The sequence below is a fragment of the Shewanella septentrionalis genome (genome assembly GCF_025370265.1).
Taxonomy (GTDB): Bacteria; Pseudomonadota; Gammaproteobacteria; order Enterobacterales; family Shewanellaceae; genus Shewanella; species Shewanella hafniensis.
In genome coordinates this window covers 49354-72129 of sequence record NZ_JAMTCC010000027.1, presented here as the reverse complement: position 1 = coordinate 72129, position 22776 = coordinate 49354, and the positions used below count along the sequence as shown (strand labels likewise).

The 22776-nt window shown below is 44.6% G+C and carries 16 protein-coding genes; 11 read left to right on the top strand and 5 right to left on the bottom strand.

Going from position 1 to position 22776, the window contains the following annotated elements:
• Positions 1-301: 301 nt before the first annotated feature.
• A complete protein-coding gene (locus NE536_RS15685; protein ID WP_261273264.1) occupies positions 302-1300 on the top strand; it encodes a TDT family transporter in 999 nt (332 codons plus the stop codon).
• Positions 1301-1990: 690 nt separating this feature from the next.
• Positions 1991-4888 carry a TonB-dependent receptor domain-containing protein gene (locus NE536_RS15680; protein WP_261273263.1) on the top strand — a complete coding sequence of 966 codons (2898 nt, stop codon included), beginning with the start codon at positions 1991-1993 and terminating at the stop codon, positions 4886-4888.
• A gap of 306 nt (positions 4889-5194) precedes the next feature.
• On the opposite strand, the gene focA is transcribed toward NE536_RS15680, so the two are convergent.
• Positions 5195-6187 (bottom strand): formate transporter FocA, encoded by a 993-nt coding sequence (focA, locus tag NE536_RS15675; RefSeq protein ID WP_261273262.1) that lies wholly within the window; start codon positions 6185-6187, stop codon positions 5195-5197.
• A gap of 1268 nt (positions 6188-7455) precedes the next feature.
• Here focA and pflB point away from each other — a divergent pair.
• The gene (pflB, locus tag NE536_RS15670; RefSeq protein ID WP_261273261.1) at positions 7456-9738 is read left to right on the top strand and encodes a formate C-acetyltransferase; all 2283 of its coding nucleotides are present in this window, start codon (positions 7456-7458) and stop codon (positions 9736-9738) included.
• Positions 9739-9801: 63 nt separating this feature from the next.
• A complete protein-coding gene (gene pflA, locus NE536_RS15665) occupies positions 9802-10542 on the top strand; it encodes a pyruvate formate lyase 1-activating protein (protein ID WP_063884797.1) in 741 nt (246 codons plus the stop codon).
• A gap of 44 nt (positions 10543-10586) precedes the next feature.
• Here the strand turns inward: pflA and yfbV are convergent, their stop codons facing one another.
• Positions 10587-11030: a terminus macrodomain insulation protein YfbV gene (yfbV, locus tag NE536_RS15660; protein WP_261273260.1), complete on the bottom strand. Its 444-nt coding sequence runs from the start codon at positions 11028-11030 to the stop codon at positions 10587-10589.
• Positions 11031-11171: 141 nt separating this feature from the next.
• Between yfbV and ackA the strand changes: the two genes are divergently transcribed.
• The 4 genes from ackA (at position 11172) to NE536_RS15640 (ending at position 16405) form a co-directional block, all read left to right on the top strand.
• Positions 11172-12371 (top strand): acetate kinase, encoded by a 1200-nt coding sequence (gene ackA, locus NE536_RS15655; protein WP_006082161.1) that lies wholly within the window; start codon positions 11172-11174, stop codon positions 12369-12371.
• 113 nt (positions 12372-12484) lie between these two features.
• The gene (gene pta / locus NE536_RS15650) at positions 12485-14638 is read left to right on the top strand and encodes a phosphate acetyltransferase (protein WP_261273259.1); all 2154 of its coding nucleotides are present in this window, start codon (positions 12485-12487) and stop codon (positions 14636-14638) included.
• Positions 14639-15117: 479 nt separating this feature from the next.
• Positions 15118-15552 (top strand): nuclear transport factor 2 family protein, encoded by a 435-nt coding sequence (locus tag NE536_RS15645; RefSeq protein WP_011847127.1) that lies wholly within the window; start codon positions 15118-15120, stop codon positions 15550-15552.
• Positions 15553-16180: 628 nt separating this feature from the next.
• Positions 16181-16405 (top strand): hypothetical protein, encoded by a 225-nt coding sequence (locus NE536_RS15640; protein ID WP_006082164.1) that lies wholly within the window; start codon positions 16181-16183, stop codon positions 16403-16405.
• A gap of 233 nt (positions 16406-16638) precedes the next feature.
• On the opposite strand, the gene NE536_RS15635 is transcribed toward NE536_RS15640, so the two are convergent.
• On the bottom strand, positions 16639-17556 hold the full coding sequence (locus NE536_RS15635; protein ID WP_261273258.1) for a class I SAM-dependent methyltransferase: 918 nt from the start codon (positions 17554-17556) through the stop codon (positions 16639-16641).
• Positions 17557-17562: 6 nt separating this feature from the next.
• Positions 17563-18672: an AI-2E family transporter gene (locus NE536_RS15630; protein ID WP_259212727.1), complete on the bottom strand. Its 1110-nt coding sequence runs from the start codon at positions 18670-18672 to the stop codon at positions 17563-17565.
• A 98-nt stretch (positions 18673-18770) separates the two neighbouring features.
• Here NE536_RS15630 and folX point away from each other — a divergent pair, with 98 nt between their 5' ends.
• From folX to gltS, 3 genes are all read left to right on the top strand, one after another.
• On the top strand, positions 18771-19133 hold the full coding sequence (folX, locus tag NE536_RS15625) for a dihydroneopterin triphosphate 2'-epimerase (protein ID WP_006082167.1): 363 nt from the start codon (positions 18771-18773) through the stop codon (positions 19131-19133).
• Positions 19134-19219: 86 nt separating this feature from the next.
• Positions 19220-20113 carry a TIGR01777 family oxidoreductase gene (locus tag NE536_RS15620; protein WP_261273257.1) on the top strand — a complete coding sequence of 298 codons (894 nt, stop codon included), beginning with the start codon at positions 19220-19222 and terminating at the stop codon, positions 20111-20113.
• A gap of 529 nt (positions 20114-20642) precedes the next feature.
• Positions 20643-21866, top strand: a complete 1224-nt coding sequence (gene gltS, locus NE536_RS15615) for a sodium/glutamate symporter (protein ID WP_006082169.1) — start codon at positions 20643-20645, stop codon at positions 21864-21866.
• Between the two features lie 118 nt (positions 21867-21984).
• Here gltS and lepB read toward each other — a convergent pair whose 3' ends face one another.
• Entirely contained in the window at positions 21985-22647 is a 663-nt protein-coding gene (gene lepB / locus NE536_RS15610; protein ID WP_259480561.1) for a signal peptidase I, read from the bottom strand.
• Positions 22648-22776 lie beyond the last annotated feature (129 nt).

Here is a 22776-nt window from a genome sequence, read left to right as displayed (position 1 = left end):
AGAGCGTAAACAAGTTCTAGCTCAAGTTTGGATGCAGCTCATAGTTCTCAGTATCACCAGTAGCATTAACGGCTCAGTGGGTTATAAAGCACAGAAATTCTCGTCAATCGATTCCTTTTTATGCCTTTTCCCCCTCAACCTATACCAACGCCATTAACACCAATATTGATAAGAAAAAATTACTCTATGAATAAAATTAATCAAATTTATTTACCATTAACACCCGCAGTACACTGAGGACATCAAAACAGCGCCCCAAAAAAGCGATGTTAAGCATTGTCAGTATTGAGAGGTATTCAACATGACTTCAAAACGCAAACGCTGGACATCCCACGCAGCTAAACTTCCCAGCCCTATGGCAGGACTGGCACTTGCCATTGCCAGCTTAGGTTGGACTTGGGAGAACATAACACCGTCACTCAATGGTGCAGGACAGCTAACAGGCGCCATCATAGCCTCTGTGTTGTTGTTACTGCTCATGGGTAAGTTCATGCTACATCCGACAATTTTAAAGGACGAACTCAGCCACCCTGTAATTGGTAGCGTGATCCCCACCTTCGCCATGGGGCTGATGGTCGTGTCTAAAACACTCGGCAATTATTTCCCAGATGCAGGCTTAACTCTGTGGCTAGTGGCCATAGGTATCCATGTACTCTTCTTAAGCGCGTTTATCTACTATCGTGCCATTGATTTTAAACTCGAGCACATGGTGCCAAGCTGGTTCGTACCACCGATTGGCATTATCGTCGCGGCGGTGTCTTTCCCTGTATCTGATTACCAATGGTTAGCCAACGCTATTTTGGTTTTTGGGATGTTAGCTTACTTAATCATGCTGCCTTTAATGCTCTATCGCCTCATTTTCTGTCAGGCAATACCCGACGCAGCTAAACCAACCATTGCGATTCTCGCGGCGCCCGCTAGTTTATCACTCGCAGGTTATCTAACCGTTTGCGAGCAGGCGTCAATTCCCTTAGTTGCCCTACTACTGAGCATCGCCATTTTGATGACGAGCATCATCTACTTAGCCTTCTTTCACCTGCTAAAGCTGCCCTTTAGCCCGGGATACGCAGCCTTTACCTTCCCTATGGTGATCGGTGCTACCGCGCTCTTTAAAACCGCCACTTGGCTAACCCAGTTCAATAACATGGGTGAGTTAGCGATATGGATAAAATACTTAGCAGAATTCGAGCTTGTGATCGCCACCTTAGTGGTTGCCTATGTTGCTCTACGCTATTTAGCACACTACTTTCCAGTACGCTTTAAAGCGGTAGAGCAAACAGTAATACTTGAGAGTAAATAAACAGAATTGCAGTTTGTAAAATGTAATTGTTTTACATGAGAGATTATTTTTAAACTAGACCATAAACCAAAAGGAAGGCGAATATCTATTCACCTTCCTTTTGTATTTAAGCAATTATAAATTTGGCATTCACTTCAAAAAAGATTACTTATCAACCTTTACAGGACTGCGCACTGTAATTATTGAGCCCATCAATAAAAATCGTGAATAACAAATTTACATTAAATTAAACCGCACAAAAAACCTTATACCACATAACACCTAAAGCTTTTAATTCCAAATATATAGAATGGCAAACCATATATTAATCAGCTTGTATTTTTTCTACATGAAAATAATCACAAAAAAATATTTCCACAACCCGACGTTACACCCAAAAAACAAAACAAAAAACACTATATAGAAAACCAAAAATAAACCTTAAAAAAACAATTTAAACAAAATAAAAACACAAATCATCATAAATATCCTACAGTCCATAGTTTTTAGCTTAAGATACTTCGCCTTAGCATCTAAAAAAACATTAACGTTAACAAATTATCAACCAGCGCCATTAAAAACCTATATTGCACTTGTTATTTTCTTGTGGTTATATCCTGAACTGAATTAAATGAGCACTTATTATTTACATAAGTAACCATTTAAGAAAAATAAAAAATAAACATACAACATGTGTTAAGGGAGAATAAAATGCGCGCAAACTCTACATTAGCCAAAGCGGTTCGCTTTGCGTTAATCAGCGGTGCTGCCACAGCCGCTTTATCTACGTCTGCTGTATTTGCTGCTGAAGACGGTGCAAAAGTTGAACGTATTGAAGTAACAGGATCTCGTATTATTAGAGAAGGAGCGATAGCTCCTACGCCTGTCACAGTCATTACTGGAGACGAGCTGCTATCAACTGGTGCAACAAACATTGGTGAAGCACTGAATCAATTGCCAGCGCTAGGCAATACATATTCCTTAGCTAACTCAGGACGTAATATTGGTACTTCAGGTTTAAACCTTTTAGACTTAAGAAGCATGGGAACGGATAGAACTCTAGTGCTTGTTAATGGTAAACGACATGTTGCAAGTTCTGCGGGAACATCTTCAGTTGATGTAAATACGATTCCTAGTAGTTGGGTTGAAAAAGTTGAAGTCATTACCGGTGGCGCATCAGCCATCTATGGTGCTGACGCCGTGACTGGTGTTGTCAACTTTATTCTAAAAAAAGACATTGAAGGATTAGATGTTTCTGCAACGAAAGGTTGGGCTGGAGATAATCCGCTTTCTAAGGATCGCTTAGCATTATCTTACGGTACTAATTTCGATCAAGATCGCGGTAATGTTGCCTTTGCGGTTGAATACAGTGCTCAAAATCAATTAAGAGCATTCGACCGAGATGAAACATCAACTTCATTTACTAATTTAAAGAATACCAACCGCCCGATAGGGCCAGATGGTAAGCCTATCGATTCTAATAACCCGTCAGATCCTGATAAATATTACACTCCAAACGGTGGACACTATACTATCAGTAATGCTGGAACCTTCTTCTTAGATGGTTGGAAAACGTTCAATCCTGATGGTTCATTGCGTGATGTTTATTCTGGTCCCAAAGTAGACGGTATTTACTGTGTTGATTGCGATTATACTAACCTCAATCAATTTGTAGAATTACAGCCAGAATTTGAACGTTATAACATTAACTTTAAAACAAACTACCAAGTTAATGACAATATGAATGCATATTTCGAAGCGAAATATGTCAATAGCCAATCTACAAATGAAGGTCAACCTGCATTCTTTTTTGGTAAAGGTAGTGACCCTCTAAAAAATACCGATATAAAAATTGATAACGCATTCATTAGCCCAGAACTAGTGGCATTAATGAAAGCCAATAAGGATGCCGATGGTAATCCTGCACCACTCGATAGCATCAATATCCGACGCTTTATGACAGACCTAGGTCAGCGTATTGAAGACGATACTCGAGAAACCCAACGCTACGTACTCGGTCTTGAAGGCCTAGTCTTTGAAGACTGGGATTATGATGTTTATGGTATTTATGGCCAAACCGATCTCGAACGAGTGAATAAAAACAACCTCGTGCTCGCTAACTATCAACACGCATTAGATTCAATCAATGTAAATGGTAACGCGGTATGTCGTGACGAAAATGCAAGAGCAGCAGGATGTGTTGCCCTTGACATTTTAGGGTTTGGCAAGCCTAGTCAAGCCGCAATTGATTACGTCAATACGACCTCAACAGGCACATCTGTCATCAAACAAACCGTTTTAGGTGGCTCTTTAACAAATTCTGCTCTGTTTGACATGCCTGCTGGTGTTGTTGGTTTTTCAACTGGTGTTGAATACCGTAAAGAAGAAAGCGAAATTTTTGAGCCATCAAACGTTAAAGGGACCTTCTTCAATACCTTAGGTGAAGATAAAGGTGACTTCGATGTAAAAGAAGTATTTGCAGAAGTCAGTGTTCCACTACTTGCAGATCTACCAATGATCCGTCAACTTGATATGGAGTTAGCGGTTCGCTTTGCAGATTACAGCACTATCGGGAACGCTACTACCTGGAAAGCAGGCCTAAGTTGGGAAGTGAATGATGATCTACGTGTTCGGACGACTTATTCAGAAGCCATCAGAGCGCCAAATATCAGTGAGTTATATGGTGCTGAGAGCCAAACCTTCTTCAGTATTGAAGACTCATGCCGCACTAAATACTTAAATGATCTAAGCAATCCAGATGTACGTAAAGCCAACTGTGCAGCTCTAGGCATTCCGACAGATTTTAACTCTGATTATGATTCAAAAAGAGTTGAGGGCGTAACTAGCGGCAACAGGGACCTAGACCCTGAAGAATCAACAAGTTATACAGTTGGATTTGCATATCAACCTGGCTTCATCGATGGCTTATCTATTACTACTGACTATTGGAATATAGCAATTGATAACGCTATTGATTCAGTTAGTGCTCAAGATATTATTGACCGCTGTGTAGATTCAACCTCAGGAATTAATAATGAGTACTGCGCATTACTAACCCGTAACCCAACAACCCATGAAATAACAACAATTAGAAGCTCTTCACTTAATATCGCAGCATTAGAAGCCGCTGGTATTGACTTTGATATTGGCTATAACTTTGATGCATTCGGTGGTGACTTCCGTACAAACCTTATTGCAACTCGTTTGCTTAAGCGTAAAAACTTTTCATTCCAAGATAAGCCCGATGATTTTGAGGAACTAGCAGGCACATTAGGTTATGCGAAATGGCAAGCAAACTGGTCATTGAATTATTCTATTGCCCAGTGGAGCGCCAACTGGAGAACGCGTTTTATTGAAGGCGTAAGTTTATACACTGACAAAGAACTTGCACGTAACGCTAACCCAAGCAGTAATATGGAGTATAGTGATTATTTCATCAGTGATATCTCTGTTGCCTATGCGTTTGATACAGGCGTTACATTGAAATTTGGTATTGATAACGTATTCGACCGTGACTTGCCATACGGAACAACAGGTACTGGTGCAGGCTCTGCCTCCTACGACAACGTAGGCAGATTCTTCCATACAACGGCAAGCTTTAAATTTTAATTTAAAGTGATTTGTATTAAAACGGCATCATCTGATGCCGTTTTTTTAACCATTAAAATATCAAACTGCTTAAACAAATGACTTTCATCTTAATCCCCTCAACCGCTACAACGCTATTTACCGAGAGCTGAGTTTTTTTCAGCTACAACTTTCTGAAGCAAGACATAAAAAACTTTATAAACAATTATTTATATGAAATCATAAGATTTCAAGTCGCTCTTCTACGATCACATTATTATGAATAAGCATAAAAATGCCCAGCGATTTGCTGGGCACTTTCACTTCAGACTGATAATTAAAGGCGTTCTAAGAATGCTTAGTCAGCTTAATCTCGCTCGCATGTTGAGGTTTTTCGGTATGTGAATGGGGTGCAGAAAAGTGTTCATGGTGAGCTTTGTGTGGATCGCTTGACGTCGTTTTTCCCTGCTCTACCCACCAATAACCTAAACCTACTATCACACCGCCGCCGACAATATTGCCTAAGGTGACTGGGATTAAGTTGTTGAATATAAAGTTAGTCACGGTTAAATCGGCAAACTGCTCTTGAGTCACACCTAAAGATGCGAAGAATTCTGGGCTGGCGATTGATTGGATCATCATGCCCATAGGCACCATAAACAGGTTAGCGATACTGTGTTCAAAACCACTGCTGACAAACATGGCCACAGGTAAGATTAACAGTAGGGATTTTGTTAACACATCACGGCTGGCGAAGGTCATCCACACGCCTAAACACACCAACATGTTACACAAAATACCTAAGCTAAAAGCTTGGATCCAAGAGTGATGCAGTTTGTGTTGCGCCACTTTAAGGGCATTTAATCCCCAGTGACCACCATCGAGTTCATACATGCCGGCGGCGGTGATCAAACAAACCATCAGTATAGCGCCGACAAAATTGCCCGCATAAACCCGGCACCAACACTTGAGTAACTCTGCGCCAGAGACATGTTTTTGTGCCCAAGCCACGGTACTGAGTACGGAACTGGTAAACAGTTCTCCGCCGCAAACAACCACTAAGATCAGACCTAAACTGAAGGCTATTCCACCCACTAAGCGAACTAAACCCCAAGGCGCATCGCCAGCACCTGTGGTCACAGTGAGATAAAATACAAAGGCTAAGGCGATGAAAGCACCTGCAAACACAGCCAAGCCAAAAGATTGCCAAGGCGCTTTAACCACTTTGCTGGTACCGTAAATTTCCGCCTGATTATAACAACTAAAGTGCGCAGAAACCTGTGGCGCTTCGTGGGCGCTATTTATCACAGTTGGGGTTGATGATGGAATTGGGCTTTTCATTGCATGACTCCAACTTCAGATAAACAGACTTGAATGCGTAGCATATATCTCTCCTGCAGCGCCATTGCGCAGATAGCACGAATCAAAACCGAGATGTTGATTTGCTGAAAATGATGATTCACTAAAGTCTCGCTTTGTACCATACAACGCGCTCATGCTGTGAAGTAGATATTGCTAAAGCGTGATGTTATTCACACCAAAAATGTGAAAACTTTGAAGCCAAAAACACAAAAGGTTAATTGGTCTTACCAAAAATCAAACAATATCACCCATCAGGATGACATGTTTTCAGGTCGTCTTTACCCTAAAATAACTCGTTTCCACCGTAAGCTTATGTAACTCGCGAACACACTCATGCTCAAACTCGCAATAAAACGGATGACTAAAATCAGCTTCAGTAAACTCAGTTCGACTCTCCCCTGAAGCATTGATTTGGCACTGAAGCATAGATGTAGCAATAGATTGTCTCTCACACTTCAATATCGACAGGATTGGCTCCGCCAGCGCCCCACGCCTCTGTCTTGACAGTCTAGCCGTGTGATAAGCGATAACATACCTGATAAGCAGCCGAAACCTTGCGCAGCCACTCTTTTATAATTTTTAGCAAGATTCAGGCATTAGCGTTTTGCCCGATGGAGGCCCTACAGCATGCCCAAAAATCAACAAGGTTAGCGAATAAACTACAATTAATACAAATGGCTAACAGGGAGCTTGCTACTAAGCCATCAACAAAACTGCCGCAGTTATACCTAGTTTATTCGCCCCTCACGCGACCCCAGCAAAAATCAATCGATACGAGGATAGATTTCTCCCAAATAAAGGGGGACAGTAAATGGCAACAACCAAAGGCTTAGTGATTTAAGGAGTGACAAGTTTGAATGTCACACCAAGTAGAAAAGCGTGCTGTATTCCTAATAGTAGTAAAAAAATGCTACCTAGCTAGCAAATTTGGGATTAAGCCAGCACAAACCAATCCGTTTAAGATGCGATAGCGACAGACCTATGTTAATATGCTTATGGACAATTGGTCTTACCAATTATAAAAGAGATTGATCGGTAGCCGATAATCAAAGTAAGCGAATATTTGTCATCTTATCGGGTATCAATAGACAGACTTTTGGAGTGACGAGCACTTCAAAATCCAGTTCCCATCATAGGGCGTCATCATGAAGGGAGCTTTATTTCAGGAATTAGCTATTGGCTTATACTCAGCATCGCTTCACGCTGATTGCCAATAACCTTTATCTTAACCAGAAGGTATTAGTACGATGACCGAAAAAACTGAACTGTTTGCCAACGCATGGGAAGGCTTTACCCCTGGCGATTGGAAATCTGAAGTCAATGTACGTGACTTTATCCAACAAAACTACGCGCCTTTTGAAGGCGACGAATCCTTCCTTGCCGGTGCTACCGAAGCGACCACAATCCTGTGGGATAAAGTCATGGAAGGCATCAAACAGGAAAACCGTACCCACGCGCCTGTTGATTTCGATACTAAGATGGTCTCTACCATCACTTCCCACGACGCTGGCTACATCAACAAAGAATTAGAAACTATCGTTGGCTTACAAACAGATGCGCCGCTAAAACGCGCTATGTTGCCTAATGGTGGTATCCGCATGGTGGAAAGTTCATGCGCGGCCTACGACCGCGTGCTAGATGAAGACGTTAAATACATCTATTCAGAACTGCGTAAAACCCATAACCAAGGTGTGTTCGATGTTTACACCCCAGAAATTATGGCTTGCCGTAAATCAGGTATTTTAACAGGTTTACCTGATGCTTATGGCCGTGGCCGTATCATTGGTGACTATCGCCGTGTTGCACTTTACGGTATCGATTACCTGATGAAAGATAAGTTTGCCCAATTCACTTCACTGCAAGCGCAGTTCGAAGCGGGTGAAGAATTATCAAATGTTATCCAATTACGTGAAGAAATCGCAGAGCAACACCGTGCACTAGGTCAAATGAAGAAAATGGCTGCCAAATATGGCTGCGATATTTCTCGCCCAGCGACCACTGCACAAGAAGCAATTCAATGGACTTACTTCGGTTACTTAGCCGCAGTGAAAAGCCAAAACGGCGCGGCGATGTCATTAGGCCGTACCTCTTCATTCCTCGACATCTATATTGAACGCGATCTGAAAAATGGCACCTTAACTGAGCAACAAGCTCAGGAAATGATTGACCATTTCGTGATGAAACTGCGTATGGTACGTTTCCTACGTACTCCAGAATACGATGAATTGTTCTCTGGCGACCCAATTTGGGCGACTGAGTCAATCGGCGGTATGGGTCTAGATGGCCGTACGTTAGTGACTAAATCAAGCTTCCGTTTCTTGAACACCCTTTACACTATGGGTCCAAGTCCAGAGCCAAACATCACAGTATTATGGTCAGATAAACTGCCAATCGGTTTCAAAAAATATTGCGCCAAAGTGTCTATCGACACTAGCTCAATCCAATACGAAAACGATGACTTAATGCGTCCAGATTTCCAATCAGACGACTATGCAATCGCCTGTTGTGTGAGCCCTATGGTTGTGGGTAAACACATGCAGTTCTTCGGTGCTCGCGCTAACTTAGCGAAAACCATGCTGTATGCGATTAACGGCGGCGTAGACGAAAAACTGAAAATCCAGATTGCCCCTAAAGCAGACATGATCACAGACGAAGTGCTCAACTTTGATGATGTGATGAATCGCTTAGACGGTTTAATGGATTGGTTAGCGACTCAATATGTCACTGCACTGAACTCAATCCACTACATGCACGATAAGTACTCTTACGAAGCCGCGCTTATGGCGCTGCACGACAGAGACGTACGTCGCACTATGGCTTGTGGTATTGCGGGTTTATCTATCGCAGCCGACTCACTGTCTGCCATCAAATACGCCACCGTAAAACCGGTTCGTGATGCAAACGGCATAGCAGTTGATTTCGATATCAGCGGTGACTATCCAAAATTTGGTAACAACGACCCACGTGTAGATGATATCGCCTGTGACTTAGTTGAACGTTTTATGGCGAAAATTCGCGACCGTAAAATGTATCGCAATGCGATCCCAACTCAGTCAATTCTGACCATCACCTCAAACGTGGTTTATGGTAAGAAAACCGGTAACACACCAGATGGTCGTCGTTCAGGTGCGCCATTTGCACCGGGTGCAAACCCTATGCATGGCCGTGATGAAAAAGGCGCAATCGCTTCTTTAACTTCAGTGGCAAAACTCCCATTTGCCCACGCTCAAGACGGTATCTCTTATACCTTCTCAATCGTGCCAAATGCACTGGGTAAAGATGATGATGCTCGCCGTACCAACTTAGCGGCATTGATGGACGGATACTTCGACCACAATGACAAAAAAGAAGGTGGCCAACACTTGAACGTCAACGTGATGAACCGCGAGATGCTCGAAGATGCCGTTAAGCATCCAGACAAGTATCCACAGCTGACCATCCGTGTTTCTGGCTACGCAGTGCGCTTCAACTCACTGACGCCAGAGCAGCAACAAGATGTGATCACGCGTACATTCACCAAAGGTCTGTAAGCTAAATTAGTCAAGGCTGTAGTACACTGTGCTACAGCCTCACTTATTTTAACAGGAGTCACAATGGCAGTTATCGGTCGGATCCACTCAGTGGAATCCTTTGGCACAGTCGATGGTCCAGGCATACGGTTTATCACCTTTATGCAAGGCTGTTTAATGCGCTGCCAGTATTGCCACAATCGTGACACTTGGGATCTTGATGGCGGAAAAGAAGTTTTGGTCGATGAGTTAATGAGTCAAATCATCAGCTATCGGCCTTTTCTCGATGCCAGCAATGGTGGTGTTACGGCCAGTGGTGGTGAAGCCATTTTACAGGCAGAATTCGTCGCCGAATTATTCACAGCCTGTCAGCAAGAAGGTATTCATACCTGTTTAGATACCAATGGTTTTGTACGTAAGTACACGCCAGTGATTGATGAGTTACTCGACCACACTGACTTGGTCCTGCTCGACATCAAGCACATGGACGATGAAAAACATATTGAGTTAACCAAAGTCAGCAACCATAGAACATTGCAATTTGCGCAGTATTTGGCAGAGCGTAATCAAGCGACTTGGATACGGTATGTGGTGGTGGGCGGATTTACCGACGATGAAGCATCGGCATTACAACTGGCCGAGTTCATTAAGCCCATGAAAAACATTGAAAAGGTAGAATTACTACCCTATCACGAATTAGGTAAACACAAGTGGGAAGCCATGGGCGAAAGCTATCAACTTGATGGCATATCACCACCGAGCCGAGAAACCATGGAAAAGATCAAAGCGGTATTTGTTGGGCAAGGGATTAACGCGATTTATTAATCCACAGTAATAGAAAAGCCAACACGGATAACAGCGGCAACGGCCTAAAGTTCTTCCCAATAACTGGCATCTAAACGCTCAAAGGCTATTTTTAAAATCAGTGCCATATCGAGATAACAGGCTTTAGCACCTAAAGTGTGGCAATTGATACCCATGGACGACAACTTCGCACTCAACTGGTTACTCCAGTCGAACAGCGTTAACGGTAATGGATGGCGCGCTCGCCAACCTAACCACAGCAGCCCCTGTAACGGTAAGCTGATGAAAAATAAACCGAGAGTGACAGCTTGGGGCAGAAATGCCCAACCGTGAATATACAGCTGGCTCATACTCACAAAAAACGCTAACAATGGCATCACCAGTATGGCGAGCTGAGTCGCTCGGACGACCCGATACTCAGGGAAATAAAAACCCAGTTGTCTAACCATAGGCCAAGTCTTCATATATTGATGACCATCACCTAAGGTTTTGAGGATCTTAATGCTCAATTTTAGACACCAACTACAATGGAATACTGCTTTTACCATAGCACAATCTGGCGAATCGCCCCAAGACTGTTATGGTAAAAACACCGCAGATCCTAATTTTTTTGAATCGTTATATTAAACACAATGGCAAAGGGTTTACACATGTCAAATAATCTGGTTTTAGTTCTCAATTGCGGTAGCTCTTCTCTCAAATTTGCCGTCATTGACGCGCAAACAGGTGACGATCAAATTTCTGGCTTAGCCGAATGTTTTGGTTTAGAAGACTCGCGCATTAAATGGAAAATCAACGGCGAAAAACATGAAGCGGCCTTAGGCGCATTTACGGCTCACCGTGAAGCAGTTGAATACATTGTTAATAAAATCCTTGCGGAACAACCTGAATTAGCAGCGAAAATTCAAGCCGTTGGCCACCGTATCGTTCACGGCGGTGAAAAGTTCACTCGTTCTGTGATCATCGACGAAAGCGTGATCAAAGGTATCGAAGATTGTGCTTCACTCGCACCCCTGCACAATCCTGCTCACCTTATCGGCATCCGCGCAGCCATTGCCTCTTTCCCTAAATTGCCACAGGTTGCTGTATTTGATACCGCTTTCCACCAAAGCATGCCAGACAGAGCCTATGTCTACGCCCTACCTTACAAGTTATACCGTGAACACGGTATCCGTCGTTATGGCATGCATGGCACGAGTCATTTATTCGTTAGCCGTGAAGCGGCAAAAATGCTCAACAAGCCCATTGAAGAAACCAACGTTATCTGTGCTCACCTAGGCAACGGCGCGTCAGTGACTGCCATCAAAGGCGGCAAAAGTGTCGACACGTCTATGGGTTTAACCCCATTAGAAGGTTTGGTCATGGGCACACGTTGTGGCGATATTGACCCTTCAATCATCTATCACTTAGTTCATCAACTGGGTTACACCTTAGAAGAAGTGAATAACCTGATGAACAAGCAAAGTGGTCTGCTGGGTATTTCCGAGCTGACTAACGATTGTCGCGGTATCGAAGAAGGATACGCAGACGGTCATAAAGGCGCGACCTTAGCCTTAGAAATCTTCTGCTACCGTTTAGCCAAATACATCGCATCTTACACTGTGCCACTGGGCCGTTTAGATGCAGTCGTCTTCACCGGCGGCATTGGTGAAAACTCAGACTTAATCCGTGAAAAAGTGCTCAATATGCTGGAAATCTTCAATTTCCATGTCGATAGCGAACGCAACAAAGCGGCACGTTTCGGTAAGAAAGGCATCATCACTCAAGATAAAGGCACGATTGCCATGGTGATCCCAACGAACGAAGAATGGGTGATCGCCGAAGATTCAATTAAACTGATCAACAAATAAAAAATGACCTAAGCCGTTTGCTCACCCAAACGGCTTTACGCTTTACATAGCCATACTCACAAGCAAATTTGCAGAAACTCTTCTGCCAAAAACCATCGAAACTAGAGGTTTTTATGTCTCGTAATATTATGTTAATCCCCATAGGTACCGGAGTCGGCCTGACCTCCTTAAGCCTTGGGATGGTTCGCGCACTGGAGCGCCACGGAGTTAAAGTTCAGTTCTTTAAGCCGATTTCCCAACTTAGACCTAATGATAACGGCCCAGAACGCTCAACCACTATTCTGAGTAAATCGCCGACGGTGAATCCGTTAGAGCCCTTCGACATGGCCCATGCCGAAGCCTTAATTCGTGCTGACCAAACCGACGTATTAATGGAGCAAATCATTGCCCGTGCATCCGATTGCGCCAGCAACACTGAGACCTTAATTGTTGAAGGTTTAGTGCCAACCCGTAACCATCCCTTTGCCGACGATGTGAACTATGCCATCGCTAAAGCTATGGATGCAGACGTGATTTTTATTGCCACGCCGGGTAGCGATACTTCAACTGGGTTGATGAACCGCCTTGAAATCGCCTACAACTCTTGGGGCGGGAAAAAGAACAAACGGTTGATTGGCGCTGTGATCAACAAGATTGGTGCCCCCGTTGACGATGAAGGTCGCGCGCGCCCTGATCTCTCTGAAGTCTTTGATCACCAAGGTGTTCAACGCTCTGATGCGGCCAGCATGTTCCAAATGCCAGGTAAAAGCCCACTGCGTATTTTAGGTAGCGTGCCATACAACCTCGATCTTGTTGCACCACGTGCCTCGGATCTGGCGAAGCATTTAAGCGCACGCATTCTTAATGCCGGCGAAATGCATACTCGTCGTCTGCGTAAAGTGACGTTCTGTGCCCGCAGTATCCCTAATATGGTGACCCATATTAAGACTGATTCACTACTTGTGACCTCAGGCGATCGCTCAGATGTCATCGTATCAGCCTGTCTTGCGGCCATGAACGGCGTGAAAATTGGTGCCCTGCTGTTGACGGGTAGCTACGAGCCAGAGCCAGAAATTCTTAAGCTGTGTGAACAGGCCTTTGAAACCGGTTTACCTGTGTTCTTAATCGACAGCAACACTTGGCAAACCTCGCTCAACATTCAACGTTTCGACCATGAAGTACCTGTAGATGACGCGGTTCGTATTGATCTGGTGCAGGATTATGTGGCCAGCCACATCGACCAAACCTGGATTGAAAGCGTCACTAAAAACTCGCCCCGTGAGCATCGCCTATCACCACCCGCTTTCCGTTACAAACTCACGGAATTGGCGCGCGCCGCCCACAAGACTGTGGTGCTGCCAGAAGGTGATGAGCCGCGTACGATTAAAGCGGCGGCCATTTGTGCCGAACGCGGTATCGCTCGCTGTGTACTTTTAGGTAAAAAAGAAGAAATTCTGCGTATCGCTGCACAGCAAGATGTGGTGCTTGGCGAAGGCGTGATCATTATCGATCCAGAAGAGGTCCGCGACCGCTACGTAGAACCTATGTTAGATCTACGTCGCAGCAAAGGCTTAACTGAAGTCGTGGCCCGTGAACAGTTAGAAGATAACATGGTGCTCGGCACTATGATGCTGGCGCAAAACGAAGTTGACGGTATCGTTTCTGGCGCGGTTAACACCACGGCCAATACCATTCGTCCGCCACTGCAATTGATCAAAACGGCACCGGGCTCAAGCTTAGTGTCGTCCATCTTCTTTATGTTGATGCCAGATCAAGTGCTTGTTTACGGTGACTGCGCAATTAACCCAGATCCCAATGCAGAGCAATTAGCCGATATCGCCATCCAATCGGCGGAATCAGCAAAAGCCTTCGGTATTGAGCCAAGAGTGGCAATGATCAGCTACTCAACCGGCAACTCAGGTACTGGTTCTGATGTGGATAAAGTGCGTGAAGCGACCCGTATCGCCAAAGAAAAACGCCCAGATCTGATTATTGATGGTCCATTGCAATACGATGCGGCGGTTATGCCAAATGTTGCTCGCTCTAAGGCACCTGATAGTCCTGTCGCTGGCCAAGCCACCGTTTTCGTGTTCCCAGACCTCAATACAGGCAACACGACTTACAAGGCTGTACAGCGAAGCGCGGACCTGATCAGTATCGGTCCTATGCTGCAAGGTATGCGCAAACCTGTGAACGACTTATCTCGCGGCGCGTTAGTCGATGATATCGTCTACACTATCGCCCTAACGGCAATTCAAGCAGCACAAAACGACGCAGCTAAAGGCTAACACAGCGAAATCTGCATAGCGTTACGCGCAAAAAGCACTGGTACTTACCGGTGCTTTTTTATGCTCAAATTTAGCTTAAGCAAGGCTATCGCGCTGCGATAATGGCTCAATAACAAAGCCAATATGGCAAAATAAGCAGACAAAATACGAGGGAAAACGAATTAAGCGATGTTAATAAGGTGAGTAAACAGCGAAAAATATCCACAACTGAAAGTGGAACATGGCGGAAAACTGAAAAGCGTCACTTTTTAACCAGCAGATAAAGCAAGACAATATCAGTGACTTACAAAGTATCACTGAAGTCTTCAACATAGTTTTCCACAGTTTCTGTGGATAACCTTTTTATATGCCTCCTAACTATATGCCACACTCAATAGGCTTGAGTCAACGCATTTCCCAGTAGATCGCAAATAACGACAGAACTTGTGCATTAGGGCTAAAATCGCGATACTCAGAACAAATTCCAATAACTAAAATTTATGCGAACTCTATTATTTATCTCCCTGCTGTTCCTCTTTGGTTGTGGCGATCCCTCGACGGAAGATCAACGCCAGTTATCACCCGAAGAAGTGAGCTTAGGCTTTTTTAAAGCGATTTATGTCGATCGCGATGTTGAACAAGCCAAGCAATTTGTCGATGAGCCAATTAAACAAGTGCTCACCCATTACTATATTGCCGCCGCGGTGCAGCGTAATATGCTCGGCCTGTCGATGACCAATGTTGAAATGGAAATTGATGATATCGATATCGACTTCTTCCGTAAATTTACCAAAGACGTCATTGTCGTGATCAAAATGAAAGGGCTTAAAGGCGGTCAGCCGTGGATTGATGACAGGACCATACGCCTTCACAAGATTGGCAGTAAGTGGACTATCGTCGAGCTGATGCCAGAAAAGCGCAAAGTAAACGGCTAATCTCCCTTCCCGCTCGCCACTTTTATTGCGCATGTCTTCTCATGCGCTCAATCCTAGCGCCGATTTCAGCTAAAAAAATAGCAACCCTAAGGTTGCTATTTCAATGTGCTTGTTTTGTTACGTCGAACTCATAAGTACCGTCAGTTAATCGCTATCGATTAAGCCTGGATCACTTCTTCTTCGCTTTCAGCAGGTAAAGACGTCAGTACATCGTCTTTCACTTGATAATAAGCATTTTCGTATTCATGAACTTCCATAACAACTCCTGCTTGATTGGGTAAGGTCGCAGAGGCATGTCATTCTATGCTGACATTTTGCCTATGAGGAAAGGGATATATTCCGTGGGCAGGAGTATAACAAAGCCAAAATCATAATTACAGAAAACTTTCAGTTTTGTTCGAGAACCAATGCCACTTAAGGCGTCTTATCACTTTTAAGGCTCAAAATCTGTTCTAAAAACTGAAAGCCTTTCATCTTTGACGATGATATTTAGCCGCCCATGACGCCATTTAAATGCAGCCCTATATGCACAAACGCTATTAACAGAAATCGCTTACAAACAATGAATCTAGGGAAGTGTGACGCTAGCTGCTATCAATTAAGTAATGACGCGAGTAGGAGGTAAGATATGAACGCACTCATTGAGCTTGAAGCCACCACACTAACGACATTATTTAGCCACGGCGATGTATTAGGGATCCGCATGTTTATGGAGCACATGAATATGCCATTAGATGTTCAGGACAGGCTTTATGATGAAATTTCCGCCCTCAAACACTTAGATCAACATCAAGTCAGTAAAGTGATTGAAACCTTTGGACAATCGCAGCTCTCTGAACGATTAAGCTACTGACGGAGCGTTTAAGCTAATGATTGGGCGATTATATGACTGAGTAGCCATTTGCTCATAAACAAGTGACCGCGTAAAAAGCTCAACACTCAAGCTAGTTTGGCAGCAAGGTTGCATTGAGTTTGCACATCCATATTTGTTGCACTTTTAAAATCAGCAATTAAATTTTCCATTTAGCTTCATTAAAAACCGACAAAAAAGGCCAGTTAATACTGGCCTATTAAGCTAAATCAAGACTAGGTTTGAGCCGATAAACGGTAACGCAGCACCTTAAGCGACTTCTCTTCAGACACATCCATAAAGGCTGGCGGATTGGCTAAGCGCTCTATGTATTCGAGTGCTGGCGCCGCATCTGCGACCTGCTGGCGTAGGAAAGTGGTATCGAGCTCGGGTGCATTGAGGCAGAGTAACACTTCGCCATTCTCGGCAAGTAACTCAGGTAAACGCCTGATTAAACGTACATAATCTTTAGTCGCGACAAAACTGCCCTTTTGATTGCTCGGTGGATCGGCCACAATAATGTCGTAGGGACCGAGCTTTTTCAGTTTGCCCCAAGATTTAAAAATATCATGGCCTAAAAAACGTGCTCCCGCACTAAAGTCATTCAGCAAATGATTCTGTTTGCCTATGCCTAATGCGCCTTTGCTCATGTCCATATTGACCACTTCATCGGCGCCGCCTTGCAATGCCGCCACCGAGAAACCACAGGTATAGGCAAATAAATTAAGCACTTTTTTATAGCGGGCATTTGCTCTCACCCACTCGCGGCCGTTGGCCATATCGAGGAATAAACCGTGGTTTTGTCCGCGCATTAAATGCACCTGAAAGCGTGCGCCATTTTCACTAACAATATGCGGCTCAGGCACTTCGCCTTGCAGCACTTGAGTAAAGGTCTCGCCCGCACTGCGGTATTGGTAGACTAAATTCAGTTGGCTATCGGGACGAATGGCCTGCCAACGCGCCGCAATGGCCTGCTGGCATGTGGCTAAATCGTCATCGGCTAAGGGAGTGAAACTGGTCAGCAATAGCACTGGCGTAAACCAATCTAAACATAGGTGTTCACAACCCGCGTAGTGTCCTCCGCGGCCGTGGAACAACCGCACTGCATCATCACCCAATTCAATTGTCGCTAGCGCTTGTATAAAACTTTGCATCTTCTATTACTTACTCTCTGTTGTACTTGTATCGGCGTCATCGCCATCGGAACTTGAGTTTTCCGTATTGTTGGCCACGAACTTATCTTCAACATCGTCCGATAATAAAATGGCTAACCAGTTACCACTTTTACTCGATTCGAGGGCAATTTTAACCACCATAGTCAGCGGCACCGACAGCAACATGCCGACAGAACCTAGCAACCAGCCCCAAAAAATTAACGATAAAAACACCACTAAGGTCGATAAGCCTAAGCCGCGGCCCATAAATTTAGGTTCAATCATATTGCCCATCACCATGTTGGCACCGACATACAAAAGCGCAGTACCGCCCGCTGCCGCAGGGCCAAGCTGAATGAAGGCTAATAACACCGCAGGAATGGCGGCAATGATAGAACCGATATTGGGAATGTAATTAAATAGGAAGGCGATCACCGCCCACAGCATGGCGTAATCCACGCCAATAATGGTTAAACCGACACCGACGATAACCCCGGTCGCTAAGCTTACTAGCGTCTTGATCACCATGTACTGATTAACCGATTGCAAAAAGCGGTCAATCTGCTTGAGGCGCATATCGGGATCGTCCAGCGCCAGATGCAATTTCTTTGGCAACGATTGTGCTTCAAACAGCATAAAGACGATGGTTAAGATGATCAGAAATAAATTCGCCATCACATTGCCGACACCCGACAGCATATTAGTGGTCATAGACAAGGCCATGCCAGGGTCAAAATACGCTAACACTTGATCCTTCGAAATCTGAATATTGAAGGAATGTAACTTATTTAATATCCAAGCAAATTGCTCGACTAACTGCACCCGATATTGGGGCAATTGTTTGGAGAACTCATTGACTGAACTGCCGACAACCGAGGCTAACCAGAGGCCCATCAACACAATAAAGCCCATCAAGAGGATCACCGCAAGCCATTTAGGCACACGGAATTTTGTCATTAAACCAATCGCGGGATTACAAATCACCGCCAGAAAACTGGACAGCACAAACGGCACCACAATCGGGCTCGCCGCCTTAATCCCTGCCAAAATAATCACTACAAAGGCCATAACCGCAAAGCCACGGTAAGCAGCGGAGGGCGCATTAGGTCGTGTCATTTATTAAAAATCCTTCTTGATCTTAGATAAAATTGTTAGGCTAACCCGAGAACACACTTAACCTCAGAAACCTTAGCTTAAGATAGCCATTTGCCATTATGAAACCAGAAACCGCGATTATACGCATTAAAAACTTAAGACTTCGTACTTTTATCGGCATTAAAGAAGATGAAATTCAAAATCGCCAAGACGTGATCATCAATGTCGTGATCCATTATTGTGCCGAGCGTGCCCGTAACAGTGATAATGTTGAGGATGCACTCAATTACCGCACTATCACCAAAAAGATCATTGAGCTGATTGAGAATAACCGTTTCTCATTACTCGAAAATCTTACCAGCCAAACGCTGGCCATCGCCAGTGAGCATCCTTGGGTTGAATTTGCCAGTGTCGAAATCGACAAACCCCATGCCCTGCGCTTTGCTGATTCAGTCTCTATGGAGTTGTGTTATCAGAAATAATCTCGCTAGAAATAGCCAGACTAAGTGATCGTTGCACACCTTATTTCGGTATATATCCTCAGAGCTCAACCGATAAGAGAGGTTCCATGAATATACTGATCACTGGCGCAAGCGGCTTTATTGGCCGCCAATTAGTCGAACGATTGGCGCCCCATCATCAACTGACGTTATTAACGCGTTCAGTGCAACAAACGCAAAGAATTCTCGGTAATCAGCACCATTACCTTGAGAGCCTCGATGCGCTGAGCGACGTAAATCATATCGACGCCATAGTGAATCTTGCGGGCGAGCCGATCGTAGCTAAGCGCTGGAGCAAAAACCAGAAGCAGCGGATTTGTGATAGCCGTTGGGATATCACGGCAAGATTAACTCAGCTAATACAGCAGAGTAGTAATCCGCCTAAGATCATGGTGAGTGGTTCGGCAGTGGGTTATTACGGTCGACATGATGATAAATTGCTCGATGAATCCAGTGGTGCCCATGTTGAGTTTAGCCATGACATCTGCCGAAAATGGGAGCAAGAAGCGCTTAATGCAAATACTGAGCAAACCCGCGTCTGCATTATCCGTATCGGGATTGTGTTAGGAAAAGGCGGCGCATTAGAGAAAATGTTACCGCCCTTTAAGCTCGGACTCGGTGGCCCAATTGGTCATGGACGTCAAGGCATGAGCTGGATCCATGTGCAAGATCTCATTTCCCTTATCGACTTTTTACTCAGCCAAGAACATTGCAAAGGCATATTCAACGCCACAGCCCCCAACCCAGTCAGTAACGCTGTGTTTACCAAAGCACTTGGAAAAGCACTCAATCGCCCTGCCCTTATCACGACCCCTCCGCTTGCATTACGCTTGGCTATGGGTGAAATGTCGGAGCTGTTGACCGAAGGACAGTTTGTTTATCCTAAACGCGCCCTCGAAGCCGGTTTTCAGTTTCAATTCAGTGACCTCGACAATGCCTTAACCGACGTGTTAGCCAAATAGGCTAGCACGCTGATGCTAACAATCTTGCGGAATCTTGCATAAAACATCGACATATTCGGGCGCTAATGCGCACGAATTTCGGTGCTAAGGCAGGCTAGATGTTGACGTAAGCACAAGCGCCACTTTAGCAACACTAGAAAAACAATATCGTAACATCATGATTTGTAATGTGATTTAGCGACATTACGACACTTTTCTGCTAAACTCGCCTCCATTCGGTCATAGGAGGCACGCATTAATCGCCTCAACCTTGACCACAGATAGACTCAGCAACACCCCATAAATAGACAGTTATTTATGCTCAAGAACAGGCTATTTAATCTGCTGTTCTTGGCCTGTAAACCATAAAACGAAACACACTCGCGCTCACTCATCCTTTAAATTTTTATCGGATTGACACTGATCTGTCCTCGACATCAAGCGCTTAACATCCAGCATTAGCAGGTACTTAATAACAAGATGGGTGACTCCTCAATGGGCATTGTGCTCACTGAAATGCCCACACTAAGACAGTTTGTAAGGAATTTTCATGCACACGACCTATACGATTGGCGAGCTAGAATCATTTTTAATTGCCATTTTCGTGCTGTTTATCGGCCACTCCATCAATCGCCATGTACGTGTCTTTAGGCAATATAATATCCCCGAACCCATAGTGGGTGGCCTCGTTGTAGCCGCGGGTGTCGCATTTCTTCACTTTCAAAATATCAGTCTCGACTTCAGCTTATCGCTGCAAAATACCTTAATGCTGATGTTTTTCAGCACGATTGGCCTCTCGGCAAACTACAAGCTGTTACTCAGCGGTGGTAAAAAAGTCTTTATCTTTCTGGGTGTTGCCTCGATTTATATTGTTATCCAAAACGCCGTCGGCGTCAGTTTAGCCAATCTGTTAGGGCTCGACCCGATTATGGGCCTTATCGCAGGGTCAATTACCCTGTCGGGTGGCCATGGAACGGGCGTCGCTTGGTCACAAACCTTTGCGGAAAACTACGGTATCAATACTTTAGAATTTGCTATGGCCGCTGCGACCTTTGGCTTAATCATGGGCGGAATTATAGGTGGCCCCGTTGCGCAGCGATTAATCGGTAAACATAATCTTGTTTCTCGCTATGGGATTGGTCGCAAGCATCACAGTGAACATCCGCATTTAGTGACTTACGATCAGTTAGAAGAAGATCAAGTTACAGCCAAAACCATATTAGAAACCCTGTTTGTACTGCTGCTGTGTGTTGCAGGCTCAAAATGGCTCACGCTGTGGATCAGCCAATCGGGCATAGCTTGGCTCAAAATGCCCGACTTTGTTTATGCTCTCTTCCTTGGCGTTATCATAGCCAATATCACTGAACTCACCCGCGGCTATAAGCCCCATACTGAAAGTATCGATGTCATAGGCACAGTCGCTTTGTCACTGTTCCTTTCTATGGCTTTGATGACCTTAAAGCTATGGGAGATTTTTGATTTAGCCATCCCGCTGCTAGTCATCTTACTGGTGCAAACCGCAGTACTGGCGGTGTTCGCCTATTTTGTGACGTTCAAAGTGATGGGCAGTAATTACGATGCGGCGGTGATCACCGGTGGCCACTGCGGCTTTGGTATGGGCGCAACGCCAACGGCGGTAATGAACATGGGCGCGCTCGTCTCGCGCACAGGGCCGTCACCCCAAGCCTTTATGGTTGTGCCTATCGTCGGCGCTTTCTTTATCGACATAGTTAACTTGATTGTCTTGCAGGGCTATCTGAGCTTTATGAAGTAGTCGCTTTTGAAGAAGTTGCTTAAAGTAAAGCATTTTGAATCAACCAGCTAACAAAAGGGCGCCTCATTCGGCGCCCTTCTTTATAGAGCAACATCACGAATACTAGAATCCGCGCATGCTAAAACTCGCGCATGAGACGCTCAGGTCGAGGCAAGTAATGATCATCATAATCGAGGGAGAAAACCACTGAGCTTGAACGGCCAACAATCTCATCCCGTGGCACAAAGCCAATGACCCGAGAATCAGCGCTGTTATCTCGATTATCACCCAGCGCTAGATAATGCGCGTCTGGCACAGTGACTGGTCCAAAGTTGGCGAGCCTTGAAGGGACAGGATTAAGGCGAATACTGTGGGCCATACCGAGTAAGTTCTCCTGCATTTCTGTGACATCAGCGGGAGCATAAGGACTCAATGCTTGGGATGCGTAGCCAAGAGGTTCGCCATTCAAATACAAACGATTATCCCGCATCATCACAGTATCGCCTGGCACAGCAATCACCCGCTTAATGAGTTTTTTATCGGCCTTTTTCGAATCGAACACCACGATATCACCGCGGGCGGGATCCGCCAGTTTGACTAAGGCGATATGGGTAAATGGCACCCTAAGATCGTAGGCCATCTTGTTCACCAGAATGCGATCACCTTCGACGATAGTCGGCAGCATAGAACCCGATGGCACTGTATTCCAATCAGCCACAGCGCTCCTGAACACTAACATTAAACTGATAAACAGAAAAAAGGAGCGGTTATCCTTAAGCAGTTTGGTTATTCCTTTGAACATATATTCCCTCTCTATGGCATGTATAAGCGAGTCGCATTTCTCAGTTAAATAGACCCATTGCGTTGCACTAAGTTCTGTTGCCAGCAACTTAAGTACTGGTCAATTTGTAAGCCAATGTAAACTCGCATG